This window comes from Flavobacterium ovatum, from assembly GCF_040703125.1.
In the GTDB taxonomy this organism is placed as follows: domain Bacteria; phylum Bacteroidota; class Bacteroidia; order Flavobacteriales; family Flavobacteriaceae; genus Flavobacterium; species Flavobacterium ovatum.
The window spans coordinates 3701222-3720134 of sequence record NZ_CP160035.1 but is presented as its reverse complement, the minus strand read 5'-3'; the positions used below and the strand labels follow the sequence as shown (position 1 = coordinate 3720134).

Below are 18913 nucleotides of genomic sequence, written 5' to 3'. Positions count from 1 at the left end.
ATGAAAAGAAGAGATTTTTTAACCAAAGGAACACAAGGTGCTATTGCGGCTGCGGCATTAATTCCGCTAGGAGTTAGTGCAACTCCAACAGAAAGCCCCTTGCAAGTAGATGATTTAGGCGATAGAAAAAAAGACAATTGGCTAGACGTAGGGAGTGGAAAAAAAATAAAACCCCAACGCAAAATAACCAAAGAATTTGATGTGGTTGTTCTTGGCGGTGGTGCTGCTGGTATTTGTGCCGCAGTTGCTGCAGCTCGTAATGGAGCCAAAACAGTATTAGTGCAAGACCGTTCGGTTTTGGGAGGTAATGCTTCTAGTGAAATCCGAGTGCATTTGAACGGTGTAAACCATCTAAAGGGTGGCTTGCCAGAACGTGAAACCGGAATTATAGAAGAATTATTATTGCTCAACCGCTTTGATAATCCGCAAGCTTCGTTTCCTGTTTTTGATCATGTGATGTATGATTTTGTGGTACGAGAACCCAATTTAGAATTAATGCTGAACACCCAAGCGGTAGAAGCAAAAATGTCTGGAAATAAGATAAAAAGTGCCCGTTGCTGGCAATCCAATACCGAAACGGAGATTACTATTAAAGCTCCAATTTTTATTGATTGTTCTGGTGATGGTTTATTGGCAGCAACTGCAGGAGCAGAATACCGTACTGGTCGTGAAGCATCGTCTGAATTTGGTGAAAAATATGCGCCAAAAGTAGCCGATGGTTGGCAAATGGGAGCTTCGATATTGATGTCGTCCAAAGATATGGGAAAACCTATGCCTTATTCTCCACCTTCTTACGCCATTCGGTACAAAGCCGAAATTGCTCATAAAAAAAGATACATCAAAGGGTTTGATGAAGGCATTTGGTGGGTAGAAGTAGGAAGCGAGCACGATATTATTGCTGACCAAGAAATCAATCGCCATAAATTAATGGGCTATTTACACGGTGTTTGGGATTACATAAAAAATTCTGGTAATCATCCGGAGTCTATAAACTACGCATTGGATTGGGTAGGAACGTTGCCGGGTCGTAGAGAATCTCGTCGTTTTATAGGTGATCATATTTTGTCTGAAACAGATATGACAGGGCACAAACATTTTGAAGATGCCATCGCTTTTGGAGGTTGGTCATTAGACGAACACAATCCGGGTGGAATCGAAAATCCATCGGAGCCGCCAAGTTATTTTCACGAAGATTTTACAGAAATTTATGAAGTTCCGTTTCGTTCTTTATATTCAAAAAATATTGATAATCTACTATTTGCAGGTCGTAACGTGAGTCAAACGCATATTGCACTTTCGTCCTCACGCATTATGGCAACTTGCGCTTTGATGGGACAAGCGGTGGGAACAGCTGCTACTATTTGTGTACAGAAAAACGTAAGTCCACGAGATATTTCGAATAAGTTTATAAATGAATTACAAGAGCAATTGTTGCGAGACGATGCTTTTATTCCGATGCGTCCTGCAAATGACGCACTAGATTTGGCCAAAAAAGCAAGTTTAATATTTGCTTCTTCAACACTTTCAGGTGATGCCAAATTGTTGAATAATGGTTGGTCTCGTGATATCAATAACAAAATTCATCATTGGGAATCAGACGGACTCAATGCCGAGCTGCAAATGGAATGGGAAAATCCAATTGATTTATCCACAGTTGAAATTAAGTGCGATACCAATGTGAAACGAAATATTATGATGCGAAAAGACCAGCGTCATGATAAAATTTACACCAATACAGTTCCAGAAGAAATGTTGAAAGCAGCCGATTTGGAAGCAAGAGTAAACGGTTCTTGGATTAAATTGGGAACATTAGATAATAATAAAAGGCGATTGATTAAGTTCAAATTTGATAGCGTTAAAACAACGGCTATTCGATTAAAACTGAAAGAAACCTATGGAAAGAAAACGGTGAAGCTGTTTGAAGTTCGTTGCTATGCTTAGGATGTTTTTTTGAAACACATAGATTCATAGATCTTACTTTGCGCATAAAAAAGGCGTTTCACTTTCAGAGTACACATGGATTGGAATGTGAGCAGCGTTTATTCTCGAATCCGTCAGTTCGAGTGTTTTTATGTAGTGAAACGGAATAAAAATGTATCGAGAAGGCGTCTTGTTTCCGCAAAAGTTCTCGATACACTTTTTTATCCAAAAGCTATCGCATTTGGATGAAAAAGCACTCGAACTGACGTGTGCCAAAAATTATTTAGAGCATTGATTTATATTGCTGTGAAAATTGCTGCGATTTCTATAATTTGTGAAATCTGTGTTTGCAGTTAGTCTTCATCTTAAACTTTTATTAGAATGCAAAGTCTTATATAAAGAATCCATAATTTTAAAACATGATTTTTATAAACCTCATAATCGCTCTTTTGTTTCCTCCAAGCTCGCAAGTAGTCTGGAACAAATACCAGATTAATGGGTTTACGCAAGGCACGACCTATTCTGTTACCTACTATGCGCAGGAAAGTAGCGTGAATGAAAGTCAATTGGATAGTATTTTTAATCGAATAGATGCCTCATTGTCGATTTATGATCAGCAATCTTTGATCAGTCAATTCAATAATTCGAATGATTGCGTACTTATGGATTCGCATTTTAAAAATGTAATCCAGCGTTCTCAGGAAATTTATCAGGATACCGATGGATTGTTTGATATTACCGTTTTGCCATTAATGGAAGCTTGGGGTTTTGGAAAAAAAGGAATTGTTCCAACAGAGCCAAATGTGGAATTGATAAAAGAAGTGCAGCAAAACATAGGCACTAATCTTTTGAAAATAAAAGGCAATTCACTTTGGAAGAAAAACCTGAAAATAAGAATTGATGTCAACGGTATTGCGCAAGGTTATTCTGTAGATGTGGTCGCTGATTTTTTGGAACAAAAGAAAATAGTAAATTATTTGGTCGAAATAGGTGGTGAGATTCGAATAAAAGGTAAACGACAACCCAGTGGCGAGTTAATGAAAATCGGAATTGAATCGCCAACAAATCACGAGCATTTGCCAAAATCCTATCAAAAAATAGTTAGCATTCCAGAAGGTGCGATTACGACCTCTGGGAATTATCAGAAATTCTATGAAAACAAAGGAAAAAAAATCGCTCACTTAATGAATCCAAAAACAGGTTATCCTATTCAGAATGATTTGATAAGTGTGACCGTTTTTGCCCCAGATGCTATTACGGCCGATGGTTATGACAATGCGCTAATGGCAATGGGATTGAAAAAAGCGTTTCAATTTGTTTCGAAAAGAAAGAAGTTAGAGTCTTATTTTATTTACAAAGATGAAAATGGCGTGGTGAAAGATACAGCTACAACAGGTTTTTATTCTTTTATAGATAAAAATGAATATTGAATAGAAAGAGACATTTTATATATGAGTACAGACAAAGACAGCAAATTTCTATTCTAATTTTAAAAAATCATTCGCAATACCCTTTTAAATATGTTTCAAACTAACAGTTATACTTCTTGTAAATCATTTTTTATATTCCTTTTTGTTTTACTAGGAGTGGCTTTGCGTGCGCAAACGCCTATCACTAAGGAAATCGTACACGATATTGCGATTATTCACGAAGGACTGAGTTTTACCGAAAAACAAAAAGGCAAATTGATTGAATTGCAAGATGCAAACGGTTTGGCGTTTCAGTATTATATGGATGTCGAATCGGTGATTTGTTTGGATCATAAATGCAAAATAGTGCAAGTACGCTTGTTTTGGGACAAATTAGGATTCTACAATCGGTATGAAATGGCCAAAGGCATTGTATTAGAAAAGACAGATGGAATTTCGTTTACTGAAGCCGACTATAAAAAGCTAGACAAAATATTGGCGGATAGAGATTCCGGTTTGAAAGAATATTATCAAAACCAAAGGCATCTTGCTGCTCACGGAAGCGAAGGATTAATTGAACTTGATGGCGCCACAGGAGCAACTTCTGGCATTGATGAAAATTCGATTGTCAAAGGAGCAGCCTGGACGAGTTGCACGCTTTGGCATTGGGCCAATGGTGAGATTTTTGAGGTAATAAGAAAACAAACCGCCAAAGAACTAGCAACCGAAACCTTGGTGCAATCCTTGCGTCAGGAAAATGAAAAGTACCGTCGTTTTATCATTAATGAATTGATCAACAGAAAGGCTTATGACCCCAAAACTGTTTCGGTGGTTTTGCAAGAAATAGGCAATGTTCCGTCGTTGTCAAGGCTGTTGATGGATTATATCGAAAAAGCCCCTTCGGACGTTTATTTTGATGCTATCAAGAAACTATATGTTAGCTCGGACAAATCTTATCGAGTGATTTTTTTGAGTTCGTTACTTGATTTTGTGAAACCTGATTCGGTTCCTTATTTTGAATGGGCTACCAACCAATTAGCGGCTGTTGATTCTTTTCAAGAGTTGCAATTGCTGTTTCGAATATTAGACAAACAAAAACCACTTTCCACCAATGCCATTGAGAACACGGTCAAATTATTAGACCATGCACAGTTTTTATTGGCTCGTTCGTCTTATTATTTTCTACAAAATAAAATAGTAACTGAAGGTCAAAAAGCGCAACTGGATCTTTTCCAGAAAAAAAATGGGGAACGTTTGTAGGGTTTTACGTGAGGGATTGGAGCGGTATCCTTTTTGGGCTGGCTTTTTTGCCAGACTAAAAAGATATAGCGGAATGCCCGACCTGCGTTTTTTAGCGGGGCACGCCCAAATTAAGATCATGTGGTTGCTTTCGGATTAATAATTAGAAATAGTCTCTTTTAATTTGTAAATTGAAAGAGGAAAATGAAGCTGATTTTGGTTGTGTTTCCTGTTTTTGTATTTAGAAAATACCTTTTGTACTATAAGAGACAACATATTTACTGATGAACACATGTTTTGTATGGTATTGTTAAATCTTTACAATTCTATAAATTAACCTCAGATTTTATGATTAAGCAGAATTCATTATTTGCAACATCCTTAGTTTTTCTTTTTGTAGTTACCTTTTCATTAATGGGTACAAGTCAAACTAGAAAAGGAAATTCCCTTTACTTTGATAGTAGTATCGCTGCTGATGCTACGCCAGTAGTTTTAGCACAGTTTATGGCAGCAAAAAACAATCCTTTTTCTGAAATAAAATTTGAAAAAGGAACCTATCATTTCTACCCTGATAAAGGGTTCGAAATATATGCGGAGTTATCTAATCATAATAATGGTTTGGCCAAAACGGCTTTCCCGATATTCAATATGAAAAATGTGACTATTGATGGTCAGGGTTCTACGTTTATTTTTCATGGAATTATTATTCCGTTTTCTGTTGAGAACTCAGAGAATATTAAGATTGTAAATCTGTCTATTGACTGGGGAATGGCTTTTCATAGTGAAGGTTTGGTTGTTGCAAATGATGTTGCTAAAAAGACTTTTGATATGCAAATTTCAAATGAGTATCCCTATGAAATAAGAAATGGTCAGTTGGTTTTTATTAAGGATTATTATGAGCACAGTATAGGGCAATCGATCCTGTTTGACCCGAAAACAAAAGGGGTTACTTATGACACCGAATCCTATACTTCATTGACTACGAGAACGAGAACAAAACTTCAAAATGGAGTTAAAGACATTAAACATAAATATGCAGTTGATCCTAGATCTCCAGAGAATTCTAGAGTAGGAATGGAGGATAAATTGACTACGGTACAATTAAAACCAGGATTGGTTAGAGTCTCTGGACATACCAAAAAAATTCCTGAAATTGGAAATATCATGACTATGAAGGGGGAACAGGGAGAAAACCGTTTGGCACCTGCGTTCCATGTCGTTTCTACTAAGAATTTTGTAGCTACAAATGTGGATGTACATCATGCTGGTGGAATGGGAATTATTGTCGAAAACAGTGAGAATATCACTTTGGATGACTTTAATATTACGCCATCAAACGGTAGAATTATTTCGACCACGGCCGATGCTACACACTTTGTAGGCTGTAGAGGAAAAATCGAAATCAAGAATAGTACCTTCAATAATCAACTAGACGATGCGGTAAATGTACATGGTACGTATCAAGAAGTTGTTGACCTTTTGGGAGATAATAGAATCGGAATTAAAGTGGGACATTACCAACAACAAGGTTTTAGTATTGGGGTTCCCAATGATGAAATTGGATTGGTGAACTTGCATCATTCTTTTTTTGAATATGGAAAGCTGACATTGAAATCTATCGAAAAAATCAATAGTCGTTACCAGATTATTACGTTTAATGAAAAAGTACCTGCAAGTTTAAAAGTGGGGGATTATATTGAAAATCTTACTGCCTATCCAGAATTATTGGTTCAAAATTGTATTATTACAAGAAACAGAGCGAGAGGATTATTGCTTTCGACTCCACGAAAAATTGTGGTGGAGAACTGTACTTTTAGTACCGAAATGGAAGCGATTTTAGTTCCTGTAGAAAGTGGTTATTGGTACGAATCAGGAAGTGCATTGGATTTGACTATTCGAAACAATACCTTCCAAGATTGTAATATTAGTGGATTGAATCGTGGAATTATTCGTTTTGAAACCGATGATGAAAGTCATAATATTGCCTTCAAAAATATTGTAATCGCAGATAATAAAATCAACCATTTTGATAACTGGATACTGGAAGTCAATAATACAGATGGGCTGAAATTTACTGGAAATACGATTACCAATTCGGGAACCTATAAAATCTTGTTTCCTGAGAATCCAGCTTTTTCGATTAAAACATCAAAGAATATCATTTTCGAAAAAAATAAATACCAAGGCAAAGCCAAAGAGATTTTGAGAACAGATGGATCTGTTCCAGGTTTGAAATTTAAATAGTGAACTAAAAACTAAAATAGAATGAAAATTTTATTACAAATGATTGCGATTGCGACACTATCTGTCGCAAATGTTACAACGCAGGCACAAAGTAAATCTAAACCGAATGTTATTTATATTTTGGCAGATGATTTGGGTATTGGAGATTTAAGTTGTTATGGACAAAAGAAATTTGACACACCCAATATTGATAAACTAGCGGCTAGAGGAATCAAATTTACGCAGCATTATAGCGGTTCTGCGGTTTGTGCACCCTCACGTTCTACTTTGATTACTGGTCAGCATACAGGACATACTTCGATAAGAGGAAATGTAGAAAGAGGTGAAGATCTTGAAGGGCAAGTAGCAATGGACGGGAGTGTAGTGACGATTGGCGATGTATTCAAGAATGCAGGTTACACCACGGGCGCTTTTGGAAAATGGGGATTAGGGTTTATAGATTCAGAAGGAGATCCATTGAATCAAGGTTTTGATGAGTTTTATGGTTATAATTGTCAACGTAAAGCACACCGTTATTTCCCCCCTTATTTATGGCACAATAAAGAAAAAGTATTCTTGAAAGGAAATGATTACATACAGAAAGTAACGTACGCACCTGATGAAATTCAGAAAGCAACTTTGGATTTTATTACTAAAAACAAAAAGAAGCCATTCTTTGCTTATGTGCCGTTTGTATTACCACATGCAGAAATCATTTCGCCAGAAGATGCTGTCTTTAATAAGTTCAAAGGGAAGTTTAAAGAAGACAAACCTTTTAAATTACCTCACAATTATTTGTCTGATTATGGACCAAATATTGATGAAACGAAATATGCTTCACAGTTGGCACCGCACGCTGTTTATGCCACAATGGTAACTCGTTTGGATATTTATGTTGGTGAAATCATGGCCAAATTGGATGAATTAGGAATCGCTGATAATACTTTAGTGATTTTTACAAGTGATAACGGTCCAGCAAATGAAGGGGGAGCAGATCCAGATTTCTTTAACGGAACTGCTGGTTTAAGAGGGGTAAAAAGAGATTTATACGAAGGTGGAATTCGCGCTCCGTTTATTGCCGTTTGGCCAAATAAAATTAAAGCAGGAATAACCTCAGATGTTATTTCGGCATTTTGGGATATGAAACCAACCTTTGCAGCGATCGTTGGTGAAAAGAAAATTGGAGTTACCGATGGCGTTTCATTATTACCTACTTTTTTGGGTACAAAAGATCAAAAGCAACACCCTTATATGTATTGGGAATTTCCACAAGCAGGTGGTCGTAAAGCTGTTCGTTTAGGGAATTGGAAAGGGGTTATTTATGATATTGCTAAAAAAGACAAACCAGAGTTTGAATTATACAATTTAGCTAATGATCAAGCTGAAACAAAGAATTTAGCGAAGGACAACCCAAAAATTGTGGACGAAATGTTGGCAATCATGAAGAATGAACATACGGATTCTCCTTTGTTCCCATTCAAATAAAAGTTAGAAATTAGTAGTTTGGTTTCTTTAAAACGATCCTGTTGGCTTTGGCCTTCGGGGTCGTTTTTGTTTTATAGAATACAGATTTAGAAATTTCAAGGTAAGGAAGTCGGAAATTAAACTTTCAATCAGCGGCAAAAAAAACACTAATTTTGGGTAATCAGTTATAACTATAATTTATGTCATTCAAACATCTTTTTAAAGCCAAATTAAACTGGTTTTCGTATAAAAAAGAAACGACCAGGTTTGTAAAGAACCACACTATTGCTATCGAAGGTAAGGAAATTTTGAATGTTTCGGCAGCCAAAGTATTTAAGGGAGATCCGAGTTTATTCAATCCCGAAGATTTATTGTTAAGTAGTGTCGTTTCTTGTCATATGATGTCCTATTTGTATGTATGTAGCCAAAACGGAATTGACGTTGTCTCTTATTCAGATACTGCCGAAGCGACATTAGAAGTGATCGAAAATGGTTCAGGTAGATTTATAGAAGTAAAGTTGTTTCCCAAGGTTATCATTCTTCAGAAAGATAAAATAGCATTGGCGAATGAGTTGCATACCAAAGCAAATGAGTTGTGTTTTATTGCCAATTCTTGTAATTTTTCAATAGTACACGAAGCACATTGCGAAGTGGGAGAGTGAAGTTTTTTGTCGACAATTCGTATAATGGAATATATATGTTACCTGATTTATCAACGGAGTACCTTACTACTTTTTTTGACTGTCCAATTGAAATGAGAAAATCATTTACACCACAAATTTAATCGAAAACCTACATAAAAAAAACCGGATAAATTAGCTTTACCTATAGATCATAAGGTTCTGAAATCTTTTTTTTTATTTTAAAAGGAGTAGCAAAATAATGACCAATATCCATTAAAAATAAGGAAATTACTTTGAATAAATACTCCATATATATACTAGAAGTACTGAGTTTTCAACTGATATACTTTTTTAGAGAGTGCTCTTAGTAAAACAAAACGTCTTACTTGACTAAAATAAGACGTTTTGTTTAATATATTTATTTCTTTTCTTCATTGTTTAATTGATCATCCCAGTCGGGCTTCTCTCCTTTAAATTTTTGAGTATCTTCATCATAATTTTTATCGTTTTTTAATACATCTTCAAAGTCTTTATATTCGTGTTTTCTCATATCACTTCTATGATCTGAACCTTTTTGATTAGGTTTTTGCGGATTCTGATTCTGTGAGTTCATGGCTATACGTTTTTAAGTTATGATAAAGTTACGTTTTATATAGTGGTTTGTCTTATAGAATTAGCTTTAATAGTTGTATGATTTTAAATAGGTGTTTTTGCGCACATAATTAATTTACAATAATTTACATAGAGACGCAACTTGCGCTGTTCATCTGAAAAAACAGGAAGGTTGTACTTTAGAGCTCTCATTACTTCCTTGACTTCTATCGCTCGAAGCGTAATTACTGTCACTTTGAAATTATTTCTTTTTTGATTAATTTTTGCGATAGTGTTTAATTTGCCTTAAAGCCAATGCGCTATTAAATTAATATATTTGTAATAAAAAAATATGCGTCATTTTTTTGTTTTCCTAGTATTAGTTTTTACATTTTTAGTTGTGAGTTGCAGTTCCATAAAAGTAAAAGACAAGTCTTATTTGACTTCTTCAGTAACTACAGAAATTAGTTCACCCAAGCTAAATGTTTTTATACCAAGAAAGATAAAGAGTGATGCTCCAGTTTTAATTTTTGTTCATGGAGGTTACTGGAACAGCGGTCGAAAAGGCACCTACGATTTGATGGGACGTAATTTTGCTAGTAAAGGTGTTGTTACCGTTATTCCGGATTATACGTTAAGCCCAGCCGCTAGTTATGAAGAAATGACCCAACAAATTGCAGCTGTCATTAAATGGGTGCAAGCCAATGCCCAGGAATACAAAGGAAATCCCAAACAAATTTTTATAACTGGACATTCAGCAGGCGGGCACTTAGCAGCACTTGCGGTTATGAATCCTAAATATGGAATTGACCCAAAAACAATTTCGGGAATCATACTCAATGATGCTGCAGGATTGGATATGCATTATTATCTACAAGAAAATCTACCAACAGAAGAGCATGACTACATAGCAACCTGGACCAAAAATCCAGAAGTTTGGAAAGCTGCTTCTCCTATTTATTTTATAGATAAAAATACGCCTCCTTTATTGATTTATATGGGAGAGAAAACCTATCCGTCTATAAAAGTGACTAATGATCGTTTTCTGGAAGCTTTACATCCTTTTCAACCGAAAGTAACTCCAATCTATTTGAATAAAAAACATGTTCCAATGGCAACTCAGTATTTCTGGCCTTGGAGCGATCGTTTTGATGAGGTGATAGATTTTATGAAGCTTCACGGGAAGTAAAGTGATATTGTTTTAGCAGAGATTTACAAAAAGTTTTATCATGTCATTGCCTTTTCAAAAACCAATATTCAATTCTATCCCAATTTGCGTGAGGGATGGGAGCGACATCCTTTTTGGTTAGGCTTTTTTGCCTGACCAAAAAGATATAGCGTACAGCCCGACTGCATGCCCGAAAAAGAGCCTCTTAGCGCAAACAACGTAGCTCTTTTTTGGGGATGGAGGCACGCCCAAATTTTTATTATAGCCACAAAAAAAAGCGGTAAACCTAAATTTACCGCTTTCGTATTTTTGAATCTTGAAATTATTTGTTTTCAATCCATTTTCTAGCATTAACAAAGGCTTCATGCCAAGGCGAAACTTCGTCGTTTCTATCGGCTGGATAGTTTGCCCAGTTCCATTGGAAAGTAGAGCGCTCAATGTGAGGCATCATCACCAAGTGACGACCTGTTGTGTCGCATAGCATTGCAGTGTTATAGTCAGACCCGTTTGGATTGGCTGGGTAGCTGTCATAACCGTAAGTACCAACGATGTTATAGTTTTCTTCGGCTAAAGGCAAATTGAATTTCCCTTCTCCATGTGATACCCAAACACCCAAAGTGCTTCCTGCCAAACTCGATAACATTACCGATTTGTTTTCGTTTACCGTAACCGAGGTAAAGATACTCTCATGTTTATGACTGTCGTTGTGCAGCATTTTTCCGTGTACTTCGTGTTCTGGATTGATTAATTCCAATTCCATAAACAATTGACAACCGTTGCAAATCCCTACTGAAAGGGTGTCTTCTCTTTTGAAGAAGTTTTTCAAGGCAGAATTTGCTTTTTCGTTGTACAAGAAAGCACCCGCCCAACCTTTAGCAGAACCCAAAACATCTGAATTAGAGAAACCTCCAACAACACCAATGAATTGAATGTCTTCCAAATTTTCGCGACCTGAAATCAAGTCGGTCATGTGAATGTCCTTTACATCAAATCCCGCTAAATACATTGCGTTTGCAAATTCACGTTCAGAATTACTTCCTTTTTCACGAATTACTGCTGCAATAGGACGTGGTTTTGACCCGTCGATTACTGGTTTCTTTCCTGTGAAATGCGCAGGGAAAGTGTATTTTAATACTTGGTTTTTATAATTGTCAAAACGTGCTTGCGCCGTTCCGTTTTTAGTTTGTTTTTGATCTAAAAGGAAAGAAGTTTTGAACCAGATGTCTCTGTATTTCGCAATGTCTAATCCACAAGGACCGAAATCTAAAATTCCGTTTGTAGTTGCTGTTCCTAATTTGAAGAACTCCACACCGTTTTTATTCAATAGCGCTTCGGCAGTAGCATCATTTTTGACTTGGAAAACCACTGCGATATTTTCGGCAAAAAGGTATTTGATGATGTCTTTTTCAGCGAAAACGGAGAAGTCAATTTTTGCTCCTAAGTTCACATCTGCAAAACACATTTCCAATAAAGTTGTAATCAAACCACCACTTCCGATATCGTGACCTGCTAGAATTTGGTTGTCACCAATTAATTCTTGTAAGCTGTTGAATGCTTTTTTGAAGAAAGCAGCGTCTTTGATAGTTGGTACTTCAGTTCCAATTTTGTTCAAGGTTTGTGCAAAAGAAGAACCTCCCAATTTGAAGTCGTCTTGTGATAAGTTGATGTAGTAAATAGAGCCACCGTCTTTTTGTAAAACAGGTTCTACCACTTTTTTAATATCGGTACAATTTCCAGCTGCCGAAATAATTACCGTTCCCGGTGCAATTACTTCATCATTAGGATATTTTTGTTTCATAGAAAGCGAATCTTTTCCAGTCGGAATATTGATTCCCAATTCGATTGCAAAGTCAGAACAACCTTTTACAGCTTCGTATAAGCGAGCGTCTTCCCCTTCGTTTTTACAAGCCCACATCCAGTTTGCCGAAAGTGATATTCCGTCCAAACCATCTTTGATAGGCGCCCATACAATATTCGAAAGTGATTCTGCAATGGCAGTTCTACTTCCAGCTACAGGGTCAATCAAAGCAGCGATAGGAGAGTGCCCTATTGAAGTTGCAATTCCTTCTTTACCTAAATAATCCAAAGCCATTACACCACAGTTGTTCAATGGCAATTGCAATGGACCAACACATTGTTGTTTGGCAACTTTTCCTGTAACACAACGGTCCACTTTGTTTGTCAACCAGTCTTTACAAGCAACAGCTTCCAATTGCAATACTTGCTCTAGGTAAGTAGAAATGTTTCTTACGCTATATTCAAGTTCAGTATATTTTCTATCAATTGTTTTGTCTGTAATCACCACTTTTGGTGAACTTCCGAAGAAATCTTCCAAGGCATAATCCATAGGTTTTGCACCGGTAGTTTTTGATTCGAATGTAAAACGGTGATCATCGGTTACATCACCCACTTGGTACATTGGCGAACGTTCACGGTCTGCAATTCGTTGCAAAATGTCAATATCTTTTTTACCAATGACCAATCCCATTCTTTCCTGAGATTCATTCCCGATAATTTCCTTAGCCGAAAGGGTAGGGTCACCAACAGGCAATTTGTCAAGGTCGATTAAACCTCCAGTATCTTCTACTAGTTCAGATAGACAGTTTAAGTGTCCACCAGCACCATGATCGTGAATCGATACGATAGGGTTGATGTCGCTTTCTACCATACCACGAATAGCGTTGGCAGCACGTTTTTGCATTTCTGGATTCGAACGTTGAATCGCGTTCAACTCGATACCAGTACTAAAAGCACCTGTATCTGCAGAAGAAACCGCAGCTCCACCCATTCCAATTCTATAATTTTCTCCACCAAGAATAACTATTTTGTCGCCTACTTGTGGTTTATGTTTGATTGCTTGTTCTAGTTTTCCGTATCCAATTCCACCTGCTTGCATGATGACTTTGTCGAAACCTAACTTGCGAGCGTCTTCTTCATGTTCGAAAGTAAGCACAGAACCTGTAATTAACGGTTGTCCAAATTTATTTCCAAAATCAGATGCTCCGTTGGATGCTTTGATTAAAATATCCATTGGTGTTTGGTACAACCATTTTCTTTCGGTCATAGCATCTTCCCAAGGACGGTTTTCTTCAAGGCGTGAGTATGATGTCATGTAAACAGCCGTTCCTGCTAAAGGTAATGAACCTTGTCCACCTGCTAAACGGTCACGAATTTCACCTCCAGCTCCGGTTGCAGCACCATTGAAAGGCTCTACAGTGGTTGGAAAATTGTGTGTTTCTGCTTTTAACGAAATAACAGAGTCAAAATCTTTAGTTTCATAAAAATCGGCTTTGTCGGCAGTTTTTGGTGCAAATTGTTGCACTTTTGGACCTTTTACAAAAGCCACATTGTCTTTGTATGCGGAAACAATTCCTCCAGGAAATTCCTGTGATGTTTTCTTAATTAATTTGAAAAGAGACGTTTCTTTTTCTTCGCCATCAATTACAAAAGTTCCGTTGAAAATTTTGTGACGACAGTGCTCTGAATTCGCTTGTGAGAAAGCAAAAATTTCTGAATCCGTTAGTTTTCGATTTAATTTAGTAGCTAAATCATTCAAATAACCTTCTTCTTCTGGGCTCAAAGCCAAACCTTCTTGTTTGTTGTAAGCTGCAATATCATCAATTTCTAAAATTCCTTCTGGCTCGACGTTGATGGTGAAAATATCTTGATTTAATTCAAAATATTTTTGAGACAACATAGGGTCAAAATCATTAAAGTCAAGGGTTGATGGTTGGAATTCTTCAATTCTGATGATTCCAGTAATCCCCATGTTCTGAGTAATTTCGACAGCATTGGTACTCCACGGTGTGATCATCGTTGCACGAGGACCAACAAAAAAATCCGTCAATGCGGATTTTTCTATTTTATTTGCATCTGCAAAAAGCCAGTTTAATTTTGATATGTCTTGAGCCGAAATTTCTCCCGAAGTGTCGGGATGCGTTTGTACGGTAAAAACGGTTTTGCTTTGGTTTTCAAAGAAATGAATCATTGTATTGTATTTGATGAATTACGGTGCAAATTTAGTTTAAAAAAGTAGTAACGGCAAGAATCAAAACAAAAGTATTTTTATAATTTTTTAGGAAAATCTTTGCTTTGATAAGCGCCTAGATCGGGTGGTAAAGTTCGCGTTGCACCATTAATATCCATTGGGATTAAATAAGTAGTATTTCCTTTTGCGAAAGCGCTAGAACTATTGTCAATATTGAAATTGTTAAAAGTTGGTTTGTAAAATCCAGGGTCTTTATTTAAAATAATAGCATTGTAATGTACTGGGTCAGTCGTGATTTTATATAACGGATTGGTTGATGAATCAGAGGATTTAATCAAACAATTGTTGAAAATATATTCAAAAGTGGCCCCGTCTTTTTTGCTTAAACTCAGATGATTTGAATACGAACCATAGATAATACAGTTGTTGAAGGTTGCCTTTGTTAGGTTTTTTGCTTCGGGTGTCTCACCTAATTCAAAGTTGTTTACACTAACAGAAGTTGGACTGTTTCCGTTCCAATTGTTGTTAAAAGTACAATGTGTAAATTTGTAATCTCCGCCATAATTACAAGCTAAACTGGCTACGCCTGAGGAATTGATCACGATGTTCTCTCCCTCAATTTTCGCGTTTTTAGCTAAAATCCCATAATTCGTGCAATCATAAATTTGGGTATTTTTGATTGGCATCGTAGTCACTAGATTGTTTTCAATCAGTAAACCTACTGTTGCATTCTTAAGCGTTAGATGATTGATGCTGTTATTTTTGGTTTCATTTCTTAGCCAAATTGTTCCCCATTGCCCAGGAATATCAGAGTATAAAGGTTCTAGACGGTCTCCTTCAAAAATTACTTCTCCTTCGAGTGTTTCTGTGGTTGATGTAGTTCCGTTGATTTTTAAAGTGGCATCTTTGGAGATAATTAGCCCTGAATTTGCGTGAAAATGAACACGTGCGCCAGCGTCAAAAGTGACGGTTTTACCTTCTGGAACAGTGGCATAACCATAAATCACGTATGGTTTTTGATTGGTAAATTTAAGTTCGTTACCATTGATAGGATCATTTTCATTTAGAAAAAAACCATAAGTTTCTTCTCCATCAAGAGTCACTGTTTCGGTAGTACCATTGTTGAGTTTTTGAGGATATAAAAATACGGCATCTTTAATTAAGGTTACTAAGGCGATTTTTTGTTGGTTTGTACCGCTATCAAACTCGATGTTATCAGTGTATAGAAAATCGGTGGGGTTAGCGTCTGCAGTTGTAGCTGTAGTTTCAATAAAAATATAGATGCTGTCTTTGGCTAAAAGAGTGATATTTTCAAATTCTTTTCCTTGCTTTCCAGTCATGCCATCCACTGTCATTCGGTATTTAGAATTTAATCTTTCACCTAATTTTATAGTTGGAATGTTAACGTCATTTTTAGAGTTATTATATACTTTTAAAGTGTAGGTACTTGAACCAATGGTTGAAAAAACCGTATCGAGAAAAATAGTATCTTTAGAAAAAGCTAAATCTCCATTACTAGCCACCGTTTCAAAATCGGAACGACAAGAGCAAATAGAGATGAATATTCCAACTAATACTAAAAAGGTAAATTGACGCATTGATTTAGTTTTTTGTAAAAATAGAAAAAACTAAATCTATTTAGATATGATTTTTACTTTTTAGGATTGAAATCCAAATCTATTTGTTAATTTGCTACTTTAGTTTTACTTATTTTTACAATCATTAAATAAAATACCATGATATTTGATAAAGAAAAGGCATTAGCAGCTTGTAATGCCATTACCAAAAACACATTGATGGAAACATTGGGTATCGAATATGTTGATGTTGCCGAGGGGTTTTTAGTAGCTAGAATGTTTGTAGATTCCAGAGTGCATCAACCTATGGGGTTGCTACATGGTGGTGCTTCAGTAGCATTGGCTGAGAGTGTAGGAAGTACTGCTTCACATTTATTTATTAATACTAAAGAGCAAGAAGTCAGAGGAATCGAAATTTCTGCGAATCATCTTAAAAGTATTCGTGAAGGGTTTGTTTATGGTACAGCAAGAATTATTCATAGGGGTAGAACGATACATCTATGGGAGATAAAAATTACAGATGAAAGCGGAAATTTGATTTCATTGTGTAAATTGTCTAATATTGTTTTAGATAGAAATAACACGAAATAAAAAGTAAACTTTATTAATTTTTCATTTAATAGATAATGTATGATTGATTTTTTTATAAAAGTGAAACAGCAAGAAGCACAACATTTGCCATTCGTAATTTTTAAAAAACCAAACAAGAAAAAATTAATTGGTTTTTTTCAAAAGAATGATCATTTGTATTTTGCAGAGAATTTTAAAGAGCGTGGCTTCGTTTTTGCACCGTTTGAAGGGAGTCAAATGATTTTAATACCTAAAGAGGAATCAGTTAAATGGGAAACAAGGATGCCTTTGTATGATGCTTCTCTGAACTCAGGAATAGATAGGGACAATGATGAAAACCCCTTAGAGAAAGCACGTTTTGAAGCATTAGTTCAGAAAGGGATCGATGCAATAAGTCAAGGTGTTTTTAATAAAGTTGTTTTGTCGCGGGAAGAGATTGTATCTGTGCCTAATTTTGATTTGGTTAAAGTATTTAAGAAATTGATTGAAAATTACCCCACTGGTTTCTGCTATTGTTGGTTTCATCCTAAAATTGGGTTGTGGATGGGGGCAACCCCAGAACGATTATTGAAAGCCAATAAAGATCGGTTTTACACCATGGCTTTGGCGGGTACTAAGATAGGAGATGATGTTGAAAATGCAATTTGGAACCAAAAAGAAAAGGAAGAGCAACAGATTGTAACTGATTTTATACTAGAAAACTTAAAGAATATAACTTCAGAAATAGCTATTTCAAGCCCCTATACTTTACAAGCAGGTAATTTACTACACATTATTACCGACATTGAGGGAGTGATTAACAAACAGTCAAACTTGAATCAAGTAGTGGAAGTTTTACATCCAACGCCTGCGGTTTGCGGTCTCCCCAAAAAAGTAGCTAAAGATTTTATATTAACCCATGAAGGGTATGATAGAAGTTACTATACTGGCTTTCTGGGAGAATTAAATGTAAAAGAATTTGATAAACATCGAGCGAAGTCTGATCTGTATGTGAACTTACGTTGTATGCAAATAAAAGAAAAACAGGCGCATTTGTATATAGGATGCGGAATTACTAAAGATAGTAATCCTGAAAAAGAGTGGAATGAAAGTGTAAATAAAGCACAGACTATGAAGAAAGTTTTGTGATGATTGTAAAAAGTAATTAGTTAGAATGGTTTCCAATGATTGTTGGGAATAAAAATAAAAAAAATGAAATTAGACATATTAGCCTTTGGCGCTCATCCTGACGATGTGGAATTAGGATGTTCAGGAACAATTTTAAAAGAGATATCACTTGGGAAAACAGTTGGTATTGTAGATTTAACAAGAGGCGAATTAGGAACACGTGGTACGGCTGAGATTCGGGATCAAGAAGCTGCGGCTGCCGCCAAAGTTTTGGGTGTTGCTGTACGTGAAAATTTAGAAATGCGTGATGGCTTTTTTGTTAATGATGAAAAACACCAATTGGAAGTTATTAAAATGATTCGCAAGTACCAACCAGAAATTGTGTTGTGTAATGCGATTGATGACCGACATATAGATCATGCAAAAGGAAGTAAATTAGTTTCAGATGCTTGTTTCTTATCGGGATTAAGAATGATCGAAAGCGAAGTAGATGGTAAGGTACAAGGTGCTTGGAGGCCTAAATTAGTCTATCATTATATTCAATGGAAAAACATTGTACCTGATTTTGTTGTAGATATCACAGGTTTTAACAAAATGAAAGAAGCCTCTATCTTGGCGTATAAATCACAATTTTACGACCCGAATTCAAAAGAACCAGAGTCTCCAATAAGCTCCAAAACCTTTTTAGAAAGTATTAGTTATCGCTCTAGAGACCTAGGAAGGTTAGCAGGCGTAGAACATGCGGAAGGTTTTACGGTAGAAAGGTATTTGGCAGTCAATAGCTTAGGGGATTTGATGTAATTTTTTCTATTTTTTTTAGAAAAACGTTTGCAGAACTGAAGTTAAGTTGTATCTTTGCCACCGCAATACAAATGGTGGTTGTAGCTCAGTTGGTTAGAGTATCGGTTTGTGGTACCGAGTGTCGCGGGTTCGAGTCCCGTCTTCCACCCAGAAAGTAAAAGCCTTGAAGAAATTCAAGGCTTTTTTTGTGGACTTAAGTGAACATTTTCTGCCCTAATTTAAGGGTGTAAAAA

13 protein-coding genes and 1 tRNA gene are annotated in these 18913 nt (G+C 36.2%); 11 read left to right on the top strand and 3 right to left on the bottom strand.

Going from position 1 to position 18913, the window contains the following annotated elements; translation table 11 throughout:
• The 6 genes from ABZP37_RS15500 to ABZP37_RS15475 all read left to right on the top strand — a co-directional run bounded on the left by ABZP37_RS15500 (position 1) and on the right by ABZP37_RS15475 (position 8917).
• The gene (locus tag ABZP37_RS15500; protein ID WP_366184000.1) at positions 1-1941 is read left to right on the top strand and encodes an FAD-dependent oxidoreductase; all 1941 of its coding nucleotides are present in this window, start codon (positions 1-3) and stop codon (positions 1939-1941) included.
• Between the two features lie 398 nt (positions 1942-2339).
• Positions 2340-3350, top strand: a complete 1011-nt coding sequence (locus ABZP37_RS15495; protein ID WP_366183999.1) for an FAD:protein FMN transferase — start codon at positions 2340-2342, stop codon at positions 3348-3350.
• 90 nt (positions 3351-3440) lie between these two features.
• Positions 3441-4589, top strand: coding sequence for a hypothetical protein (locus ABZP37_RS15490; RefSeq protein WP_366183998.1), 1149 nt, complete (start codon positions 3441-3443; stop codon positions 4587-4589).
• 327 nt (positions 4590-4916) lie between these two features.
• Entirely contained in the window at positions 4917-6812 is a 1896-nt protein-coding gene (locus ABZP37_RS15485) for a right-handed parallel beta-helix repeat-containing protein (protein ID WP_366183997.1), read from the top strand.
• A gap of 21 nt (positions 6813-6833) precedes the next feature.
• Positions 6834-8276: an arylsulfatase gene (locus tag ABZP37_RS15480; RefSeq protein ID WP_366183996.1), complete on the top strand. Its 1443-nt coding sequence runs from the start codon at positions 6834-6836 to the stop codon at positions 8274-8276.
• 179 nt (positions 8277-8455) lie between these two features.
• Positions 8456-8917 (top strand): OsmC family protein, encoded by a 462-nt coding sequence (locus ABZP37_RS15475; RefSeq protein WP_366183995.1) that lies wholly within the window; start codon positions 8456-8458, stop codon positions 8915-8917.
• Positions 8918-9296: 379 nt separating this feature from the next.
• Here ABZP37_RS15475 and ABZP37_RS15470 read toward each other — a convergent pair whose 3' ends face one another.
• On the bottom strand, positions 9297-9491 hold the full coding sequence (locus tag ABZP37_RS15470; RefSeq protein WP_366183994.1) for a hypothetical protein: 195 nt from the start codon (positions 9489-9491) through the stop codon (positions 9297-9299).
• A 330-nt stretch (positions 9492-9821) separates the two neighbouring features.
• Between ABZP37_RS15470 and ABZP37_RS15465 the strand changes: the two genes are divergently transcribed.
• Positions 9822-10658, top strand: a complete 837-nt coding sequence (locus ABZP37_RS15465; RefSeq protein ID WP_366183993.1) for an alpha/beta hydrolase — start codon at positions 9822-9824, stop codon at positions 10656-10658.
• Between the two features lie 301 nt (positions 10659-10959).
• Here ABZP37_RS15465 and purL read toward each other — a convergent pair whose 3' ends face one another.
• Positions 10960-14625, bottom strand: a complete 3666-nt coding sequence (gene purL, locus ABZP37_RS15460; protein WP_366183992.1) for a phosphoribosylformylglycinamidine synthase — start codon at positions 14623-14625, stop codon at positions 10960-10962.
• A gap of 77 nt (positions 14626-14702) precedes the next feature.
• Entirely contained in the window at positions 14703-16223 is a 1521-nt protein-coding gene (locus ABZP37_RS15455; RefSeq protein ID WP_366183991.1) for a hypothetical protein, read from the bottom strand.
• A gap of 138 nt (positions 16224-16361) precedes the next feature.
• On the opposite strand from ABZP37_RS15455, the gene ABZP37_RS15450 reads away from it, so the two are divergent.
• The 4 genes from ABZP37_RS15450 (at position 16362) to ABZP37_RS15435 (ending at position 18829) form a co-directional block, all read left to right on the top strand.
• Positions 16362-16793 (top strand): hotdog fold thioesterase, encoded by a 432-nt coding sequence (locus ABZP37_RS15450; RefSeq protein WP_366183990.1) that lies wholly within the window; start codon positions 16362-16364, stop codon positions 16791-16793.
• A 39-nt stretch (positions 16794-16832) separates the two neighbouring features.
• Complete coding sequence (locus ABZP37_RS15445) at positions 16833-17900, top strand: isochorismate synthase (RefSeq protein WP_366183989.1); 1068 nt, start codon at positions 16833-16835, stop codon at positions 17898-17900.
• Between the two features lie 63 nt (positions 17901-17963).
• Entirely contained in the window at positions 17964-18680 is a 717-nt protein-coding gene (bshB1, locus tag ABZP37_RS15440; RefSeq protein ID WP_366183988.1) for a bacillithiol biosynthesis deacetylase BshB1, read from the top strand.
• Between the two features lie 73 nt (positions 18681-18753).
• A tRNA-His gene (locus tag ABZP37_RS15435) sits at positions 18754-18829 on the top strand.
• The last annotated feature ends 84 nt before the right edge of the window (positions 18830-18913 follow it).